Origin of the sequence: Kitasatospora hibisci, assembly GCF_043950205.1 — a bacterium.
GTDB lineage: Bacteria > Actinomycetota > Actinomycetes > Streptomycetales > Streptomycetaceae > Kitasatospora > Kitasatospora hibisci.
Genome location: NZ_CP171642.1, coordinates 3,750,001 through 3,768,799 on the forward strand (window position 1 = coordinate 3,750,001; position 18,799 = coordinate 3,768,799).

Genomic DNA, 18,799 nt, shown 5'->3' on the forward strand with positions numbered 1-18,799 from the left:
CCGTCGAGCAGGCGCATCACCTCGTGCGGTGGGAGGTCGAGGCGCGCGTAGGCGCGGACGGCGGTGCGGAGCTGTCCCATGACCGCGGCGGCGCGCAGTCCGCGGCCCATGACGTCGCCGATGACCAGGGCGGTCCGGCCGCCGTCGATGGCGATGACGTCGTACCAGTCGCCGCCGACGGCGGCCTCGGCGCCGCCGGGCTGGTAGGTGGCGGCGACCCGGAGGTCGGCGGGCTGGTCGAGCTTCTGCGGGAGCAGGCTGCGCTGGAGGGTGACGGCGGCCTCGCGCTGGCGGCGTTCGGCCTCGCGCAGGCGGGTGGCGGCGAGGACCTGGTCGGTGACCTCTGCGGCGAAGATGAGGACGCCGGCCGGCGGCGTGTCCTTGTGGTCGCCGGTGTCTTCCGGCTCGGCGCGGTGGTCGAGGCGGCTGAGCGGGACACAGGAGACGTTGTAGTAGCGGTTGCCGGTGAGGCCGAGGATGCAGCGGGCCTTGACGCTGCGCGGGCGGCCGCCGCGGATGACCTGGTCCATCAGCGGCAGCACGCCCATGGTGCCGAGCTCGGGCAGGGCGTCGCAGGCGGGCAGGCCGGCCTGGCGTTCTCCGAAGAGTTCTCGGTAGGCGCGGTTGGCGTAGCCGAGCTGGTGGAGCGGGCCGTAGGTGACGGCGACCGGGGCGGGGATGCGGTTGAGCACCTCGCGCAGCTCCTGCGGACGCTGCGGGTCGAGCAGCTCGTTCGGGCCTGCCGGGGTGGCGGGGTCGCGGGGGCCGGGGACCACGACATCGCCGGAGGGCACGCCCTGGTCGGTGCCGCTCCCGCCGGACGGGAAGGCACGCCAAGGGACTCCGGTGAGCCGGGCGCTCCAGCGCATGAGGTTCAAACGACGGCCGCTTCCTCGATTTCCAGGCATATCATCACTTTTTGTGCGCGCACTGACACACGGGGTAATGACTTGGTTGGGCCGATCCTGTCAGGCGGAGGCCCGATTCCGGAAGTCGCGCGCGCACGGCGCGGCCGCCGGGGGGGGCACGTCGGGGCGCCCGGGGGCGCCGTCAGGTCGGACGGTCGTCCGCGGCCTCCCGGCCGGAGCCCCTCTCCGGCCGGGCATCGCGACCGTCCCTCGGCCCGGTCCCGAACCCCGCTTCGAACTCCGCCCGCGGGTGCTCCAGCGTTCCGAGCGAGACCACCTCGCGGGAGAACACCCCGCCAAGCAGCCAGTCCATCAGCACCCGCACCTTCCGGTCGCCGCTCGGCAGCCGGTTCAGGTGCCGGGCCCGGTGCAACCACCAGGCGCGCCGGCCGGTGAGCCGACCGCCGCGCCGGGTGTGGGCGACCGCGCGTCGTAGGCCGAGCGAGGTGGAGCAGGCGGCACGGTCGGGCCGGTACTCGGCGATGCCGGCTGCCCGTGGGCCGCCGTCCAGGGAGACGAGCAGGTTGGCGGCGAGCAGCTCGGCCTGGTCGAAGGCGTGCTGCGCGTTGGGCGCGCAGGGTGCGCCGCCCGCGTGCGGGTCGGGCACGGCGGCGCCGTCCCCCGCGGCCCAGACCCCGGGCAGTGCCCGGCCGTCCGGGCCGACGGCCTGGAGGGTGGGCAGGCAGCGGATCCGTCCGAGGGTGTCCAGCGGCAGGTCGGTGGCGCGCAGGAGCGGGGACGGACGCACCCCGGCCGTCCAGACCAGGGTGCGGGCGGCGAACCGACTGCCGTCGGAGAGCGCCAGCACCCGGCCGGCGGCCGACTCCAGGGTCGTGCGGAGCCGGACGTCGACGCTGCGTTCGCGCAGCTGGGCCAGGGTGTGTGCGGCCAGCTCGGGGGACTCCTCGGAGAGGATCCGGTCGGTGGCCTCGACCAGTACCCAGCGCAGGTCGTCCTGGCCGACGTTGTGGTAGCCGCGGACCGCGTGGCGGGCCATGTCCTCCAGTTCGGCGAGCGCACCGACACCCGCGTAGCCGGCGCCGACGAAGACGAAGGTCAGAGCGGCCTGGCGGAGGGCCGGGTCGCGGGTGGCGGAGGCGAGGTCGAGCTGTTCCAGGACGTGGTTTCGAAGGCCCACCGCCTCGGCGACGGTGGAGAAGCCGAGGCCGTGCTCGGCGAGTCCGGGGACGGGGTCCGTCCGGGAGACCGAGCCGGGGGCGACCACCAGCACGTCGTAGTCGAGCTCGACGGGGGCCGGGGGCTCGCCGCGCCCGGCGGCGTCGGCCCAGGCCCGGCGGGTGGCGTGCTCGATCCGGGTGATCCTGGCGGTGAGGACCCGGCAGTGCGGGAGGGCCCGGCGAAGCGGGACGACCACATGGCGGGGGTCGATCGAGCCGGCCGCGACCTCGGCGAGCAGCGGGTGGTACGTCAGGTAGGACTGCGGCTCGACCACGGTGATCTCCGCGTCTCCGCTGCGGATCCGCTCCCGCAGCCCGCGCTGGAGGTGCAGCGCGGCGGACATCCCTGCGCAGCCGCCCCCGACGATCAGGATCCTGATGACGCACCTCCAGCCGCTGTTGGCCGCCCGCCGGCCATCGGCCGCCGGCGCACCGCCGTCGTCTAGCCCTCAATGAAGGACCGCCGGGGGCCCTCTTGTCCACAGTCCGTGCCGGGGCGGATGGGGCCGGAGTGGACGGACGGGACCGGATGTGCTTCCGGGGACGGTTTCTGACGCACTTTCGGCCTCGAACGGAGGTGAACTATGGTCGGATTGTGTTTCGGCGCGGCCACCGCCATGTCAATCGGCGGCGACGCACCGTGGAGCGGCCATTACGGCCAGTTCCAGTGTTGGCGGGAGAACCCGACTGCGGGACGGTGTTCCGGGGAAGGGTAGTCCCGGACGAGGCCCGGTCGGGCGGTCCTCGTGCGTATGCGGTCAGCCGGGTCCGGTCGGACGCGGTCGGCCGGGCACGGACGGCCGGGCGTCTCCCGGGCAGGGCGAGCCGGCGGGCGCGGCGCAACCGGCGCGAGCGAATGGGTCATCGGGTCATTTCTGACAGGCGGCTGCACCGGGGGGTGCAGGGGCGGGCGACGACAGGGTCCGGGAACGGGCACCTGCGGGGGAGAGTTGGGATGATGGAGCAGGATCGACTGTTGGGGCGGGCGGACGCTCCGCGCGCCGTCCAGGGCGTGGTGCCGGAGCAGCGCGGACCGGCGGAACCGTCGGTGCAGGCCGGGGTGGCGTACGCCGGGGTCCCGTACCGGGCCGAGCCCTCGCAGGCCGCCGGTGCGGCGGCGCCGGGTTCCCGGTTGCGGGTGGACGCCCGGCGGAACCTGGAGAGCGTGCTGCGGGCAGCCCGTGAGGTGTTCGGCGAGTTCGGGTACGGCGCGCCGATGGAGGAGGTCGCGCGCCGGGCCGGGGTCGGGGTCGGCACGGTGTACCGGCGCTTCCCGAGCAAGGAGGTGCTGGTCCAGCGGATCGCCGCCGAGGAGGTGGCCTGGCTGACGGCACAGGCGCGCGAGTCGCTGTACGGCGGCGACGGCGCCTGGGAGGCCCTGGCCGGGTACCTGGCGCGGGCGGTGTCGACCGGTGCCGGGCGGCTGCTGCCGCCGGAGGCGTTCCGGTACGCGGAGGAACTGGGCCGGGTGCCCGAGCAGCGGTCGGGCGATCCGGCCGGTGCGGGCGGCGTGCCGGGCGGTCTCTCCGGTGCTCTTCCGGCCGGTCGGATCGAGCCACGCAGCGGTGGGCCGCAGGACGGCGACCCGGCGGCGGACGCGGACCCGCGGCTGCTGCTGCAGTTGTTGGCGGCGCTGGTGGCCCGCGCGGGTGCGGCCGGCGAGCTGCGGCCCGGGGTGACGGTCTCGGACGTGGTCCTGGTCCTGACGGCCTCGGTCCCGGTGCACGCCGGACGGACCGCACCCGAACCGGTCTCGGCGGATGCGGCGGGCGGCCGACTCGGTTCGGTGGGAGCGTGGCAGACGGACGGTCAACCCGTCGAGGCGCCTGCCGACCGACTGCTTCGGATCCTCCTGGACGGGCTGCGGGCACGCTGAGGTCCGGCGCGCTGCGCTCCCTCCGACCGCTTCCAGCGGGCGAGTTGGGCGTCTCGCCGGCGTGCGCCGTCCGGTCGTGCGCTCGGTGCGGGGCTGCGCGCCGCCGGGGCGCCGCCCTGGCCGAACACATCCCCGACGGCCCCACGGAAGAGTGGGTGACGGCGGTCCGGCTACCGCCCCACTCTGCGCTATGCCATCCTTTGCCCGTGGTTGGAGCCAATGTCCCGTTGCGCGCCGTTCGCGCGCAGTCGGCGCCGCACCGCCGGGAACCGTGCGCCTGCGCACTCCCGCGCGCCCTGCCACACTACGGGGGCTGTCGTGGAATCTGGGGTCCGTTGTGAGCGCCGAGGAACAGAACGACTACGGCTACGGCCTCGGCTTCGGCCGCTCCGGGCAGGGCGGTCCGGACGGCGGGCCGCAGGGGCCGGACGCGGGTTCACCCGGCCACGCGCCGGGACACGCGCCCGGCGGACCGCCCACCCCGTCCACCCCGTCGGGGCCCACCGGGCAGGTGCCGGACCAGGCCGGGATGCCCAGCCGCGAGACCCTCTCGGCCTCCGCCGCCGCGCTCCCGCCTGGCCGGGTCCCCGGCCAGGCGCCGGCCGGCCGGGGTGGCGTCACCCCTGAGGCCTTCGTCGGCGCCCGCCGGCCCGCCCGCCCGACCGTGCCCGCCCCCGCCGACCCGGTGGACGGCGAGCGTCCGCCCTCCGACGCCGAGTTGACGGCACTGGTCCGGGCCGGCGACGACACCGCGTACGAGGAGATCTACCGCCGGCACGCGGACTCGGTGCGCCGCTACGCACGGACCTGCTGCCGGGACAGCTTCACCGCCGAGGACCTCGCGGGCGAGGTCTTCGCCCGCACCCTCCAGGCGCTGAAGGCCGGCAAGGGGCCGGAGTTCGCCGTCCGGGCCTACCTGCTGACCGCCGTGCGCAACGTCGCCGCGGCCTGGACCCGCAGCGAGCGGCGCGAACAACTCATCGACGACTTCAGCGCGTTCGCGCAGACCTCGGCCGCCACCGTCGACCTCGACCTGGCCGACCCCGGCGCGGACGCCTGGGCCATGGCGATGGCCGACCAGCGCATGGTGATGCAGGCCTACGCCGAACTCCCTGAGGACGACCGGGTGGTGCTCTGGCACACCGAGGTCGAGCGGGAGTCCCCCAAGACCGTCGCGGTGATGCTCGGCAAGACCGCCAACGCCACCGCCGTGCAGGCGCACAGGGCGCGCGACCGGTTGGCCGCCGGTTTCCTTCAGGCGCACGTCTCGGGCAGTCAGGACCGGGACTGTGAGGGGTACGCCAACCGCCTCGGCGCGTACGCGCGCGGCTCGCTGCGCAAGCGGGCGTCGGCGGAGGTCGGGCGCCACCTGAAGGAGTGCGACCGGTGCACGGCCGCCTGCCTGGAGCTGTCCGAGATCAACCACGGGCTGCGGGCGCTGCTGCCGGGCGGCGTGCTGGTCTGGGTCGGCGTGGGCGGCTTCGGCGCCGCCGCGGCCGCCGTCGGCGGGGCGGCGGCGGCCGGCGGTGCGGCGGTCGGCGCGGCGGCGGCCACCTCGGGCGGCACGGCCGCCGGCACGGCGGGGACGGCCGCCGGCACGGCGGCGGGCTCCGCGGCCGGAGCGGCCGGCGGCGCGGCGGGATCCGCGGGTGGTGGCGGGGCCGGCGCCGGGGCGCTGGCCGCCGAGGGCCTCGGCGTGGCGGCCAAGGCCGGGATCGCCGTCGCCGTCGCGGTGGCCGCGGCGGCCGTCGCCGCCTATGCGCTGTCCGGCTCGCCCGACCCGAAGCCCGCGGTGGCCGCTCTCCCGGCCTCCTCCCCCGCCGTCCCGGCTCCGCCGCCTGCGGTACCGGCGGTACCGCCGAGCCCCGCGCCGAGCAGTGCCGAGCCCGAGCCCGCGGAGGAGCCCCCGCCGAGCCCGTCCCCCACGCCGAGGCCGCCGGCACCGCCGGCAGCGGCAGCACCGGCGCCGGCACCGGCGAGCCGCAGGGCCGAGCCGCCGAGGCCCGCGCCGAGCAGCCCGCGGCCGGCCCCACCGGCACCTGCACCGACTCCCACCCCGCCGCCGAAGCCGACGCCCTCCCCCGTGCCGGTCCCGGTGGTGCCGACGCCGACCGTGCCCGTGGTACCCACCCCGGAGCCGCCCGTCGTACCGACGCCGACGCCGACACCGCCCCCGGTGCCGACGCCGACCGTGCCCGCGCCGACCGACTTCTGGGCCGACGACCTGCCGGTGATCAAGCCCGGCAGGAACCGGGTGCCGCCGCCGGGTCCGAGCATCCGGCAGAAGGACAGCGACTGGCTCTGGCAGCGTGACAGCGTCCGGATCGGCGGCACCCGGTACGCCCACGGCGTCACCGTGCACGCGCCGGCCGCCACCGTGGTCGACCTCAACCGCGCCTGCACGTCGTTCGACGCGGTCGCCGGGGTGGACGACGTCACCGCCCGGCGCGGCGGCGTGGTCTTCTCCGTGCAGGCCGCCGACGGCCGCACGCTCTGGAAGTCGCCCGTCCTGGCCACGGGGGACGAGGCGGTGCCGGTGCACGTCCCGCTGACCGGGCAGAAGTCGGTGCGGCTGGTGGTCACCCCGGCGCACGGCGTCTGGTCGGCGCTGAACGTGGCGGACTGGGCCGAGGCCCGCTTCAGGTGCGTCTGAAGCGGGCCCCGGCGCGGGTGCGGCCTCAGATCGCGCAGGAACCGTCCGCGCAGGCCTCGCCGGCCGGGGCGACCGGTACCGGCGCGGGGCGGCGCTCCCCGATCTCGCCGGCGACCTGCTCCAGCACCTTGCGGAAGGTCTCGGCCTCCTGCCCGCCCTGCACGGCCCACTTGCCCTCGAAGACGAAGGTCGGCACGGCGGTGATGCCCAGTTCCCGGGCCTCGGCCAGCTGCGCCCGCACCTCGGCGGTGCCCTCGTCGCCCGCCAGGTAGGCCGCCACCCGGTCGCGGTCCAGGCCGGCGGAGACGGCGACGTCGGTGAGCGCCGCGCGGTCGCCGACGTCCACGCCGTCGGTGAAGTGCGCCTTGAGCAGCGCCTCCTTCACCCGGCCCTGGGCGGCCGCGCCGTACTCGGTCTCGGCGAGGTGGAGCAGCCGGTGGCCGAGGAAGGTGTTGGCGTGCAGCGCGGCGTCGAAGTCGTAGGTGATGCCCTCGGCACGGCCCAGCTCGGCCACCCGGGCGTCCATCGCGACGGACTGCGGGCCGTAGCGCTCGGCCAGCCACGCGCGGTGCGGGCTCGCCGTGGCCGGCGCGTCCGGCACCAGCTGGTACGGCCGGTAGACCACCTCGACGTTCTCCTTGCCCGCGAAGCCGTCCAGGGCCTCCTCGAAGCGGCGCTTGCCGATGTAGCACCAGGGACAGGCGATGTCCGAGTAGATCTCGACCTTCATGGCGGGGCTTTCTCCAGGGGTGGGCGCGGACGGTGTTCCGGATGGGTGAACGGTCAACCATCTCGGGGCATTCCCGGCGGCCTCCCGCGAGGCGTCCGCGCCCCGGCCCGGCCGGGGGCGCCGCTCAGGGCGCCGGCGGCGCGGGCACGACCAGGACCGGGCAGGCCGCGTGGTGGACCGCCGCCGAGCTGACCGAGCCCAGCAGCAGCCGGTCGAAGCCGCCGTTGCCCCGGGTGCCGACCACCAGCGTGTGCTGCCGGGCCGAGGCGGCCAGCAGCACGTCGATCACGTTGCCGAGCACCACGTACAGCGAGAGCGCCCCCTCGTACGGGACGCTCCGGGCGCGCTGCACCGCGGCCACCGCCCGGCGCAGGCCGTCGGCCATGCTCTCGACCAGCGTCTCGACGCTCTCCTGGACCAGCTCCGCCATCCCCGGCGGGTAGCCGGCCGGGGCCGGGTTGACCACGGCGAGCACGTACAGCGGCAGGCCGAACCGCTCGGCCTCGGTCATCGCCCGGTCCAGCGCCCAGAGCGAGCCGTCCGAGCCGTCGCAGCCGACCAGCACGCCCGGCGGGCGCCCCGTCGGCGGCCGGCCGAGCACCGACAGGACGACGGGGACGGACGGATCCGGGCTGGCGCTGGTCACCAAGGCCTCCACGCGGGCGGAACGGACGGGTCGGCGCCATGATCGCCCGTCGGAACCACCGGGGCGGCCGAGCCGCGCCGGGGCGCCGCAGGGCGCGGACTGCGCCCCCCCCCGGGGGGCGGCGCGCGGCCCGCAGCCTCAGACGAAGCGGGCCGGGGCCAGCTCGGCGCGCCGGGCCGGCGGCAGACCGGTCCAGCAGGCGCCGTGGCGGCGGGCACGGACGCGGCGCAGCCAGAGCTCGGTGGCGGCCAGTTCGGCGAGGCCGGCCAGGGTGCCGGGCGGCAGCGGGGCGGCAGGGTCCGCGGAGCGGGCGAGGCCGGCCCGGACGGCGGGCAGGTCGATCAGGCCCGCCTCGGCGAGCAGCGGGGCGTCGAACAGTTCGGCGAGGCCGTCGGCGGCGAGCCGCAGGCCGGCCCGGGCGGGGGCGGTGCGGTCGGGGCGCGGGCCCCGGCCCCAGTCGGGCGGGAGGTCGGTGCGGCCGGCTCCGGTGAGCACCGCGCGCAGCAGGGCGTGCCGCGCGCCGGGCTGGAGCCGGACGTCGTCGGGGAACAGCCGCGCCGCACGGACCACCTGGTTGTCCAGGAACGGCGCATGCAGCCGCTGGCCGGGCTGTTCGGCGGCGTGCACCAGCGTGCGGAAGCCACGCGCATGCCGGTAGAGGGCGTACCTGGCTCGGCGCGCGCCGGGTGGCTCGACGGGCGCCGGTTCGCGCGCCGCCAGCCGCAGCCGCAGCGCGACCGCGGAGAGCGCCTCGTCGGAGAGCCAGCGGGCGGCCGGTCCGGGGACGCACCAGACCAGGTCGTCCGCCGAGCGGGCGCCCGCCGTGCCGCCGCCGTCCGGGCCGTGGCGCAGGGTCAGCCGCACCGCCGCGTCGTCGAGCGCGTCGGCGTAGCGGATCCGGGAGAGCCGGTGGGCGGCGCGGACGACGGTGAGCGGGGTGCGCAGTGCACCCGCGAGGACGCCGACCGTCGCCCGGTCGGCACCGGCCAGGGCGGCGACCGGCGGCAGTAGTTCGCGCGGGCGACCGGCCCGGACCAGGTCGGCGAGCCGGGCGGGGTGCCCGTCGAGCACCTGCCGGGCGCCGTAGCCGGTGAGGTGGTCGGTGCCGCCGGCGCCGAAGCGGGCCTCGGCGCGGGCCGCGGCGACCAGTTCGGGGCCGGGCTCGTCGGTGAGCGGACCGTCCTGCGGGTCTGCGCGCAGGTCCGCGTACGGGAGGGTGGCCGGGTCGGGGGCGAGCACGGTGTGCCGCAGCCGGGGGACGTCGGGGGCGAGCGTCGCGGGGGCCTCGCTCTCGCCGAGGGTGACGGCGGCCAGCTGCTCCGGTCCGGCCCGGTCCGGAGCGGCGGCGCGGGCCCAGGAGCCCTTGACCGCGCCGGTCCTGACCGCACCGGGGCCGGGTGCGGTGCCCCCGTCGGCCGTGGCCCGGTCGCGCACGGCCGGCGCCGGTCCGGGCCCCGGGGCGAGCGGCACGGCGGCCGCCAGCAGCGCCACGGTCGCGGAGGCGGTGCCGTACGAGAGGTCGACGCCGAGCCGGGCCCGCTCGCCGGCGGTGCGGCCCGGGTCGGGGGTGCGGACCCGGGAACGGACCGACTCCAGCAGCGCGCGGGTGAGTTCGCGGACGGCCGGGGCCTCGCCGCGCCGCTGCTGCGCGCCGCCGGTGTCGTCGTAGGCGGCGAGGTAGGGGCGGCCGCCGCGGATCGCCAGCGCGTGGCCGGGCGGCACCTGCTGCACGCCGAGGTACGGGGTGCCGGTGCCGAGGGCCTCGGGCGACTCCGGGCAGGCGAGCCGCGCGGCCAGGTGGCCGGTGTCGATCGGCGCGCCGATCAGGTCGGCGAGCGGGAGGGCGGCGGTGGCGTACGCGGTGCCGCCGGCCCAGGGGGTGTGGAAGACGGGCCGGGCGCCGGCCAGGTCGGCGAGCAGCACGGTGGAGCGGGTGCCGGTGCGCAGCACCACGGTGTAGCTGCCGGGCCAGGCCGTGAGGTGGCGGACGGCGCCGCCGCGCGCGGCGGCGAGGCCCGCTGCCAGTTCGGCGTCGGAGGCGCCGCAGTGGCCGAGGACGGCGAGCCGGACGGTGGCGGGGGTGTCCTCGACCGGGTCGGGCTCGGTCGGTCCGGTCGTGACGACGGCGGGGGCGCCGGGGCGCAGGGTGGCCAGGCGGATCTCCTCGGGGCGCCAGTCGCCCACGGCCCAGAGCGGGTTCGGTCCGGTCCAGAGGGCGCGCGCGGCGATCGGCGCCACGGCACCGGGCGTCTCCTGCGCCGGTGCACCCGCCCGGGGCGCGCCCGTGCTCCAGCCCGTCAGCCACCGCATCGCGCCTCCACCGGACGAGGACCTGCCGCCGCGCGGCACGTCCGCCGCCGGGCAGCCCCGGCCGGCCCATGGCGCACCGCGGCGGCCGCCCACGTGATCCGGCGCACCGTCAGGAGACATCGTGCCACCGGTCGGCCGTCCCGGGACCGGAGTTGTCGTTTCCGCCTGGCGGCGGCGCAGCGTCCGCGGTCGGCGTCCGGACGGTCCGGCGGGACTCGGCGGCGGTCCCTGCGCGGTCCCTGCGCGGTCCCTGCGCGGTCCCTGCGCGGTCCCCTGCGGGCCCCTGCGGGCCCCTGCGCCCTCCCGGACCGGCCCGCGAACTCCCCCGGCCGGGGCGGGCCGGGCCTCCCCCTCCTCGGCCCGGACCGCCCCACACCGCCGCCTTGGCATGGCCATCGCGAGATGGCCGAAAGGCGTCGTCCGGCCCGGGAGGGCATCCGCATGCCCTCCCGGACTCCGCCGCCGTCCGCGGGGATTGAGACGGCGGCATCCCCCGGCCCGCCGGGTCCTCGACGGCGGGCCGACCCACGACCACCAGCGAATCGCCGACCGGCCGGTCGGGCCAGGGGGCACGGCCGGGCGCACTTCGACACGGGACCGGAGCACGACGCTCCGGCGCGCGGCCGCCCGCCCCGCCCCCGGCCGGTTCCGAGTGGTCCGGACCAACCCGCCGGGCCGCCCCGCGGGCCGCCGGGAGCCCGGTACCGGGTGCGCGATCCCGCCATCCGGAATGCGGCCTCTTAACCCTCGGAACGCGTCCGACTACTCTAGGTACAGCAGCTACGGCCCGGTGCCGCCCGGGCCCCGCGCACAAGGCCGCAGGAGGTGCCGCCGCCACCATGACCGTCAGCCCACGTGGACCGAACGAACGGCTCGGCACGCTCCTGACCCTCGCGCAGATCAGCAACGCCGGCCTGGCCCGCCGGGTCAACGACCTCGGCGCCCAGCGCGGGCTGACGCTGCGCTACGACAAGACCTCGGTGGCCCGGTGGGTCAGCAAGGGCATGGTCCCGCAGGGGCCGGTCCCGCACCTGATCGCCACCGCCATCGGCGGCAAGCTCGGCCGGCCGGTGCCGCTGGAGGAGATCGGCCTCGGCGACACCGACCCGGCGCCCGAACTCGGCCTGGCCTTCCCGCGCGAGGTCTCCGAGGCTGTCCGCTCGGCCACCGACCTCTGGCGGGTCGACCTCGACCTGCGCCGCGGCTCCGGCGGCGGCCGCTGGAGCGACAGCCTGGCCGGGACGTTCTCGGTCGCGGCGTACGCGACCCCGGTCTCCCGCTGGCTGATCACCCCGGCGGACGGCTCGGTGGCCCGCGAGGTCCGGACGCCGGCCGACGTCGGCTCCTACCGGGTCGGCCACTCGGACGCCGCGAAGCTCCGCGAGGCCGCCCAGGAGGCCCGCCGCTGGGACTCCAAGTACGGCGGCGGGGACTGGCGTTCGTCGATGGTGCCGGAGTGCCTCCGGGTGGAGGCGGCGCCTCTGCTGCTGGCCTCGTACAGCGACGCGGTGGGCCGGGCGCTGTTCGGCGCCACCGCCGAACTCACCCGGCTGGCCGGGTGGATGGCCTTCGACACCGGCCAGCACGAGGCCGCCCAGCGCTACTACATCCAGGCGCTGCGGCTGGCCCGCGCCGCCGCCGACGTGCCGCTCGGCGGCTACGTCCTGGCCTCGATGAGCCTGCAGGCGGGTTACCGGGGCTTCGCCGAGGAGGCCGTCGACCTCGCCCAGGCCGCACTGGAACGCAACCGGGGACTGGCCACCGCCCGCACCATGAGCTTCTTCCACCTGGTCGAGGCACGCGCCCAGGCCAAGGCCCGCAATGCCGCGGCGTGTGCGACGGCGCTCGGCGCGGCGGAGAGCGCACTCGAACGGGCACGCGCCGGGGATCCCGATCCGGCGTGGATCGACTTCTACGCCTACGACCGGCTCGCCGCCGACGCCGCCGAGTGCTTCCGCGACCTCGGAGTGCCCTCCAAGGTGCGGCAGTTCACCCGTGAGGCGCTGGCCCGGCCGACCGAGGGGTTCGTCCGCTCGCACGGGCTCCGGCTGGTCGTCTCCGCGATGGCCGAGGCGGAGGCCGGCAACCTGGACGCGGCCGTGGCCGCCGGCGAGCGCGCCGTCGAGGTCGCCGGGCGGATCTCCTCCCAGCGCAGCCGCGAGTACGTGGTCGAGATGCTCCGCCGGCTCGAACCCTTCCAGGGCGAGCGCCGGGTCCGGGAGTTGACCGAGCGGGCCCGCGCGGTGATCGTCGCCCCGGCCTAGCGGGGCCGGCCGCGCCCGGCGGCCGTCCGGCCCTCCGAAGGCGGCGGGATATTCGGGTGCACGGGCGGGAGAGGCCCGGCTATGGTCTCTCCCGTCCAGGTGCGCAGGCGGAGGTTACTTCCACTGTTAATGGTGCGACACGAAAGTCACATAAAGCAGTAATCGGACAATAGACAGAAGGGATAATTGACCGATTCCGGGTGGTGTGCATACCCGGTCCCCACGGCCAACTGCGAGGGTGGTAACGCCCTGGTGGAAAGCAGGCCGGACAAGTCCAAGGCCCAGTCGCCCATCGGCTGGGTACAGGTGAGGGGAAGATCGGACGGATGAGCGAGAGCGAATCCCTGGCTTAAAGCCTCGTAAAGTGGACTCCGCGCCAGATGGGATGTAACGGCGGAGAAAAGGTCGGCGTCCGGGAAGGCGCAAAGCGGGACTGGTTCGTTAGTCAGTCCTCAAGCACACCTTGACCTCGGGGCACAGGGGACATCCAAGCCGATCGAATCTGTAATATGTGGAACGTGGAAACCCCGTTGTCCTCCTGGTGACAGGTAGGACGGCCGTAAGGCCAACCGATGGGACAGCGGGAACAGGAAGACCCAAGAAGCGAACGCCGGTGGCCCGAAAGGGCACGGGAAGGTCGGCAGGGGTTTGTCACCCCGCCGGCATAACCGGCCGGATACCCGATTTTGTATCGGGGCCCGAAAGGGAGCTGACGTGGGTTTGGTGGACCCAAGGAGAAAAGCAGCAAGATCGCAAGAACTTGCGGACAAGTTAGACACGGAGGGCGGCTATGGACGACACAGTCACCCTTGCGGTGAACGGACCGAAAGACATCCCGGCGGACTGGTCCCAGATTGACTGGGGCAAGGCCAACGAGAATGTAAGGCGATTGAGGCAGCGGATCTTCAAGGCCGCCAAGAATGGTGATCACCGGCAGGTGAAGAACCTGTCGAAGCTGATGTTCCGAAGCCACAGCAACACGCTGACCAGCGTGCGGCGGGTGACGCAGATCAGCAAGGGCCGCAAGACGGCCGGGGTCGACGGAGAGACAGCGCTCACTCCCAAGACACGCCAGGAACTGGCGTCCCGTATCCACGGGACGACGCAGCCGTGGCGAACCCGACCCGTCAAGCGGGTGTACATCCCCAAGAGCAATGGGAAGCAACGCCCCCTGGGGATTCCAACAATCTCGGACCGTGCCATGCAGGCGCGAGTGAAGAATGCGTTGGAACCACAGTGGGAAGCCAGATTCGATCAGAAGTCGTACGGCTTCCGCCCAGGAAGAAGTGCGCACGACGCGGTTGCGGCGCTATGGCAGGTCGCGTCCGGCGGTCGGGGCGCGGATCCCAAGCGGATGTGGGTACTGGATGCAGATCTTGCAGCCGCCTTCGACAAGATCGACCATGAGAGCCTTATGGCCACCATCGGTGACGTACCCGGAAAGGGTCTGATCCGGCAATGGCTCAAGGCAGGAGTGCTGGAGCAGGGACGGTTCGCGCCAACAACTGAGGGCACGCCGCAAGGTGGAGTCATCAGCCCCCTGCTGCTGAACATCGCTCTGAACGGCATGGAGGAGGCAGCGGGCTGCCGTTACACCCCTCGGGGTGCGACGCAGCCGGACTCCCCGGTCCTGGTGCGGTATGCCGACGATTTCGTGGTCATGTGTCACACGGAGGAAGAGGCGCACCAGGTCAAGGTCAAGCTGGCTGAATGGATGGAGCCTCGTGGTTTGAGGTTCAACGAGGATAAGACAGCGGTCCGAAACCTGTCGGACGGTTTCGATTTCCTCGGTTTCAACATCCGGCGTTATGACCGAGGAAACAAGGCCATCACGCTGACCCAGCCGAGCAAGGACTCCATGAAGAAGGCCCGGAAGAGGCTGCAGGAGCAGATGGTGTTGCTACATGGCACCAATGCTCAGGCAGTCGTGGTCAACATGACTCCTTTCGTCAGGGGTTGGTCGACCTACTTCCGGGGGGCGGCATCCAGCCAGGCGTACGCCGATCTCGACAGTTACATGTGGAGACTCACGTACAAGTGGGCGCAGCGGATGCATCCCCGCAAGACCGGTAGGTGGATTGCTTCCCGGTACTACAAGAAGGTCCGCAACGACCGTTGGGTGTTCTCCGACCCTATCGGGGACGGTCTCCTGACCAAGTTCTCGTGGACCAAGATCGAACGCCACACAATGGTCAAGGGCGGGGCGTCCCCGGATGATCCCGACCTGGTGGACTACTGGGCAAACCGCAGGAAGAAGCAGACCCCGCCGCGCATGACCACTTCGATGGTCTCGCTGGCGGCACGGCAGAACGGTCTATGTCCGCTCTGCCGTACTGCTCTGATCGTAGGGACCGAGTACGAGCCGGACAATGTGCGGGCGTGGGTGGAATGGTTCGAGGCCATGCGCAACCGGCTTCACAAGGACCACCTGGTCTACCGTCGGCACGGCGGTAGCGACGATCGCAGTAACTTGCGCCTTGTACACGCCGAGTGTCATCGCACGCATCATGCAGGCGATAGCATCCGGTTTCCTGATCACTGACGATTGGCGCTGGTCTGCTTGAGCCGTATGCGTTGAGAGGCGCACGTACGGTTCTGAGAGGGCTACGATCCAGTAATGGGTTGCGGCTACTCGACGGCGGGTCGCGGGTTCGAGTCCCGCCACCGGCTTCCGGGCCGGTGTAGCTCAGTCGGTAGAGCAGCTTGTCACCTCAGCCGCTTCGGAACTCTGGACACCCATTCGTGAATAGCATTCCGCACCTCCCGGTGCGACGGCAGCGGTTACTTCGTGGAGTGCCCCCAGCGGGGCGCGGTGAATCGGACAACAGCACCGCCGCCACCCAGATCTCGGGAGGCAGAGCGCCCGGGGTGCCCGGTGCGCAGGCGGGGGTTACTTCGGATCTTGCGGTTCCGGGTTCGAATCCCGGTCGGTCCGTACGCGAGTACGGCCGGTAGCTCGAACCGGATAGAGCACAAGGCATACGAACCTCCGCCGACGCCGGCCGCCGGGCCGGCACGATCTCGGGCACCCCTTTCCTCGGCCATGCCTCCCCTCGCGTTCCGTCCGGCCAGCAGGGGGATTCCAGCATGTCGCGTTTCAACGTCCGCAGGACCAAGCCGAGTCCGAGCTCGCCCGTGACCACCACCGGGCAGCGCACGGCCAACCACAACGGCGGCACCGGCCACCTACGGCACGCGAGGTCCGAGCTCTTCCTGCTGGCCGTCGCCAACCTCGTCGGCCAGGACACCTTCTACGAGACCGGCGGCGCCCGCGACGACCGTTACACCGCGCTGGTGCGCCGACTCGCCGTCACCGACCCGGAGTGGACCCTCGGCCTGCTCCGCTGGCTTCGGTCCGACGCCCGCATGCGCACGGCCGCACTGGTCGGCGCCGCCGAGTTCACCCGGGCCCGGCTGGACGCCGGGGAGCCCGGCCTCTCCCGGCAGGCCGTCGACGCGGTGCTGCAGCGCGCGGACGAGCCCGGCGAGCTGCTCGCCTACTGGACCTCGCGCTACGGCCGCGCGCTACCGAAGCCGGTCAAGCGCGGCGTCGCCGATGCCGTCCGCCGGCTCTACAACGGACGCTCGCTGCTGAAGTACGACACGGCGTCCAAGGGTTACCGCTTCGGCGACGTCCTGGAGCTGACCCACCCCGCGCCCGACCCGGCCAAGCCGTGGCAGGGCGAGCTCTTCCGCTACGCCCTGGACCGCCGGCACCGGCCGGAGGAGGCCCTCCCGCCGGCCTCGGACGCGCTGCTCACCGCCAACCGCGAGCTGCTCGCGCTGCCGGTCGAGGAGCGGCGGGCGGCGGTGACGGCCGAGGGCGGCGCCGAGCGGCTGGCCACCGCCGGACTGACCTGGGAGGCGCTGGCCGGCTGGCTGCAGGGCCCGCTGGACGCGGCCGTCTGGGAGGCGGTCATCCCCTCGATGGGGCCGATGGCGCTGGTGCGCAACCTGCGCAACTTCGACCAGGCCGGCGTCCCGGACGAGGTCGCGGCCGAGGTCGCGCGGCGGATCGCCGACCGGGGCGAGGTGCGCCGCTCCCGGCAGTTCCCGTTCCGCTACCTCGCCGCGTACCGGCACGCGCCTTCGCTGCGCTGGGGGCACGCACTGGAGACCGCGCTCTCCCACTCGCTCGCCAACGTGCCCGCGCTGCCGGGCCGGACGCTCGTCCTGGTGGACCGCTCGGGCTCGATGTTCGACCGCCCGAACGCCCAGACCCTGCTCAACCGGGCCGACTCGGCCGCGATCTTCGGCACCGCGCTGAAGATCCGGGCCGCCGACGCCGACCTGGTCGAGTTCGGCACCACCAGCCGGGTCGTCACGGTGACGAAGGGCGAGCCGGTGCTGCGCGTGCTGGAACGCTTCACCGACCTCGGCGGCACCGACACCGCCGCTGCCGTCCGTACCCACTACCGCGGCCACGACCGGGTGGTGATCGTCACCGACGAGCAGACCGGCCCCGGCTGCTGGGGCGGCGACCCGCTGGCCGCCGTCCCGACCGACGTGCCCGTCTACACCTGGAACCTGGCCGGCTACCGGACCGGCCACGGGCCCGCCGGTACGGCGAACCGGCACACCTTCGGCGGCCTGAGCGACTCGGCCTTCCAGCTGATCCCGCTGCTGGAATCGGGCCGGGACGCCCGCTGGCCGTGGGAGCGGCAGCACGGGGAGCGCTGACGCCCCGGCTCCGAGCGGCGAGTACCGAGGGGGCTTGCGGGACGCGCCCGGAGGCCCCCTCGACCGGCACCGCGCGCCGTGGCAGCATCGGCGGGTCGGGCCCCCCGCCGGCGGCGGGCGCGGAGGGAAGACCCGGGCGGACGCGTGGGGAGCGAGCGGTGACGTACGACTACGACGTAGTGGTGGTGGGCGGGGGCATCGTCGGGCTCTCCACGGCGTACGCGCTGACCAGGGAGCGGCCCGGCCTGCGACTGGCGGTGCTGGAGAAGGAGGCCGGCCTCGCCGCCCACCAGACCGGGCGCAACAGCGGGGTCATCCACAGCGGCGTCTACTACCAGCCGGGCTCGCTCAAGGCCCGCTACGCCGTCTCGGGGGCCGCCGAGATGGTGGAGTTCTGCCGCACCCACGACGTCCCGTACGAGGTGACCGGCAAGCTGATCGTGGCCACCGACCCGGCCGAGCTGCCGCGGCTGCACGCGCTCGCCGAGCGCGGCCGGGAGAACGGCATCCCGGTCACCGAGCTGGACCGGGCGGGCATCGCCGCGCACGAGCCGGAGGTCACCGGCATCGCCGGGCTGCACATCGGCACCACCGGCATCTGCGACTTCCCGGCCGTCGCCGCCACCTACGCCCGGCTGGCCGGGGAGGCCGGCGCCGAGCTGCGCACCGGCACCGAGCTGCGGGCCGTCGCCCGCCGGGCCGACGGGGTGACCGTCCAGACCTCCGCCGGGGAGCTGCGCTGCCAGGTGCTGGTGAACTGCGCCGGCCTGCACAGCGACCGGATCGCCCGGCTGGCCGGCGACGACCCCGGCGTGCGGATCGTGCCCTTCCGCGGCGAGTACTACGAACTGGCCGAGGAGCGCCGGGAGCTGGTCCACGGCCTGGTCTACCCGGTGCCCGACCCGGCCTTCCCCTTCCTCGGCGTTCACCTGACCCGGGGCATCCACGGCGACGTGCACGTCGGCCCGAACGCGGTGCCCGCGCTGGCCCGCGAGGGCTACGACTGGCGCACCGTCCGCCCGCGCGACCTGGCCGACACGATCACCTTCCCCGGCACCTGGCAGATCGCCCGCCGGCACTGGCGGTACGAGATCGGCGAGCTGCACCGCTCGCTCTCCAAGCGGGCGTTCACCACCGCCGTCCAGCGGCTGCTGCCGGCCGTGACCGCGGCGGACCTCGTCCCGGCCGCAGCCGGGGTGCGGGCCCAGGCGGTGTCCCGGGACGGCGCGCTGCTGGACGATTTCGCCTTCGCCGGCTTCGACCCGGACGACCCGCGCTCCACCCGGCGCCTGGTGCACGTGCTGAACGCGCCCTCCCCCGCGGCCACCGCCTCGCTGCCGATCGGCCGCGAGGTGGCCCGCCGGGCGCTCGCCGCCCGGGAGGCCGGCGGCTGAGCGGAGACGCGTGACCCGGGCTCACACGACGGGGCGGGCACGCAGGAGATCGGCCCGTTCGACTTCCTGCGCGGGCGCCGCGCCCGCCACGCCCGCGTCGCGTGCGTCACAGGGCCTCGCCGGGCCTGCGGCACGCGCCGGGCGGCCCCGTAGACTCGGT

At 74.6% G+C, this 18,799-nt stretch carries 10 protein-coding genes and 1 pseudogene (1 of these 11 cut by a window edge); 6 read left to right on the plus strand and 5 right to left on the minus strand.

Annotated elements, in window-relative coordinates; translation table 11 throughout:
- Window positions 1-878: pseudogene (locus tag ACF9IK_RS15980) on the minus strand (PP2C family protein-serine/threonine phosphatase) (its annotated part extends 424 nt beyond the left edge of the window); the annotation flags it as partial.
- Between the two features lie 172 nt (window positions 879-1,050).
- Entirely contained in the window at window positions 1,051-2,430 is a 1,380-nt protein-coding gene (locus tag ACF9IK_RS15985; protein ID WP_395294868.1) for an NAD(P)/FAD-dependent oxidoreductase, read from the minus strand.
- Between the two features lie 611 nt (window positions 2,431-3,041).
- Between ACF9IK_RS15985 and ACF9IK_RS15990 the strand changes: the two genes are divergently transcribed.
- Complete coding sequence (locus ACF9IK_RS15990; RefSeq protein WP_395294869.1) at window positions 3,042-3,962, plus strand: TetR/AcrR family transcriptional regulator; 921 nt, start codon at window positions 3,042-3,044, stop codon at window positions 3,960-3,962.
- Window positions 3,963-4,299: 337 nt separating this feature from the next.
- Window positions 4,300-6,615, plus strand: a complete 2,316-nt coding sequence (locus tag ACF9IK_RS15995) for a sigma-70 family RNA polymerase sigma factor (protein ID WP_395294870.1) — start codon at window positions 4,300-4,302, stop codon at window positions 6,613-6,615.
- Between the two features lie 25 nt (window positions 6,616-6,640).
- Here the strand turns inward: ACF9IK_RS15995 and ACF9IK_RS16000 are convergent, their stop codons facing one another.
- The 3 genes from ACF9IK_RS16000 to ACF9IK_RS16010 all read right to left on the minus strand — a co-directional run bounded on the left by ACF9IK_RS16000 (window position 6,641) and on the right by ACF9IK_RS16010 (window position 10,301).
- Entirely contained in the window at window positions 6,641-7,402 is a 762-nt protein-coding gene (locus ACF9IK_RS16000) for a DsbA family oxidoreductase (protein WP_395294871.1), read from the minus strand.
- Between the two features lie 67 nt (window positions 7,403-7,469).
- The gene (locus tag ACF9IK_RS16005; RefSeq protein WP_395294872.1) at window positions 7,470-7,991 is read right to left on the minus strand and encodes a universal stress protein; all 522 of its coding nucleotides are present in this window, start codon (window positions 7,989-7,991) and stop codon (window positions 7,470-7,472) included.
- 138 nt (window positions 7,992-8,129) lie between these two features.
- Window positions 8,130-10,301: an asparagine synthase-related protein gene (locus tag ACF9IK_RS16010; protein ID WP_395294873.1), complete on the minus strand. Its 2,172-nt coding sequence runs from the start codon at window positions 10,299-10,301 to the stop codon at window positions 8,130-8,132.
- 839 nt (window positions 10,302-11,140) lie between these two features.
- Between ACF9IK_RS16010 and ACF9IK_RS16015 the strand changes: the two genes are divergently transcribed.
- The 4 genes from ACF9IK_RS16015 to lhgO all read left to right on the plus strand — a co-directional run bounded on the left by ACF9IK_RS16015 (window position 11,141) and on the right by lhgO (window position 18,639).
- Window positions 11,141-12,565, plus strand: a complete 1,425-nt coding sequence (locus tag ACF9IK_RS16015; protein ID WP_395294874.1) for an MFS transporter — start codon at window positions 11,141-11,143, stop codon at window positions 12,563-12,565.
- Between the two features lie 790 nt (window positions 12,566-13,355).
- Entirely contained in the window at window positions 13,356-15,107 is a 1,752-nt protein-coding gene (ltrA, locus tag ACF9IK_RS16020; RefSeq protein WP_395294875.1) for a group II intron reverse transcriptase/maturase, read from the plus strand.
- 545 nt (window positions 15,108-15,652) lie between these two features.
- Complete coding sequence (locus ACF9IK_RS16025) at window positions 15,653-17,245, plus strand: TROVE domain-containing protein (RefSeq protein WP_395294876.1); 1,593 nt, start codon at window positions 15,653-15,655, stop codon at window positions 17,243-17,245.
- A 158-nt stretch (window positions 17,246-17,403) separates the two neighbouring features.
- Complete coding sequence (gene lhgO / locus ACF9IK_RS16030) at window positions 17,404-18,639, plus strand: L-2-hydroxyglutarate oxidase (RefSeq protein ID WP_395294877.1); 1,236 nt, start codon at window positions 17,404-17,406, stop codon at window positions 18,637-18,639.
- Window positions 18,640-18,799: the final 160 nt, after the last annotated feature.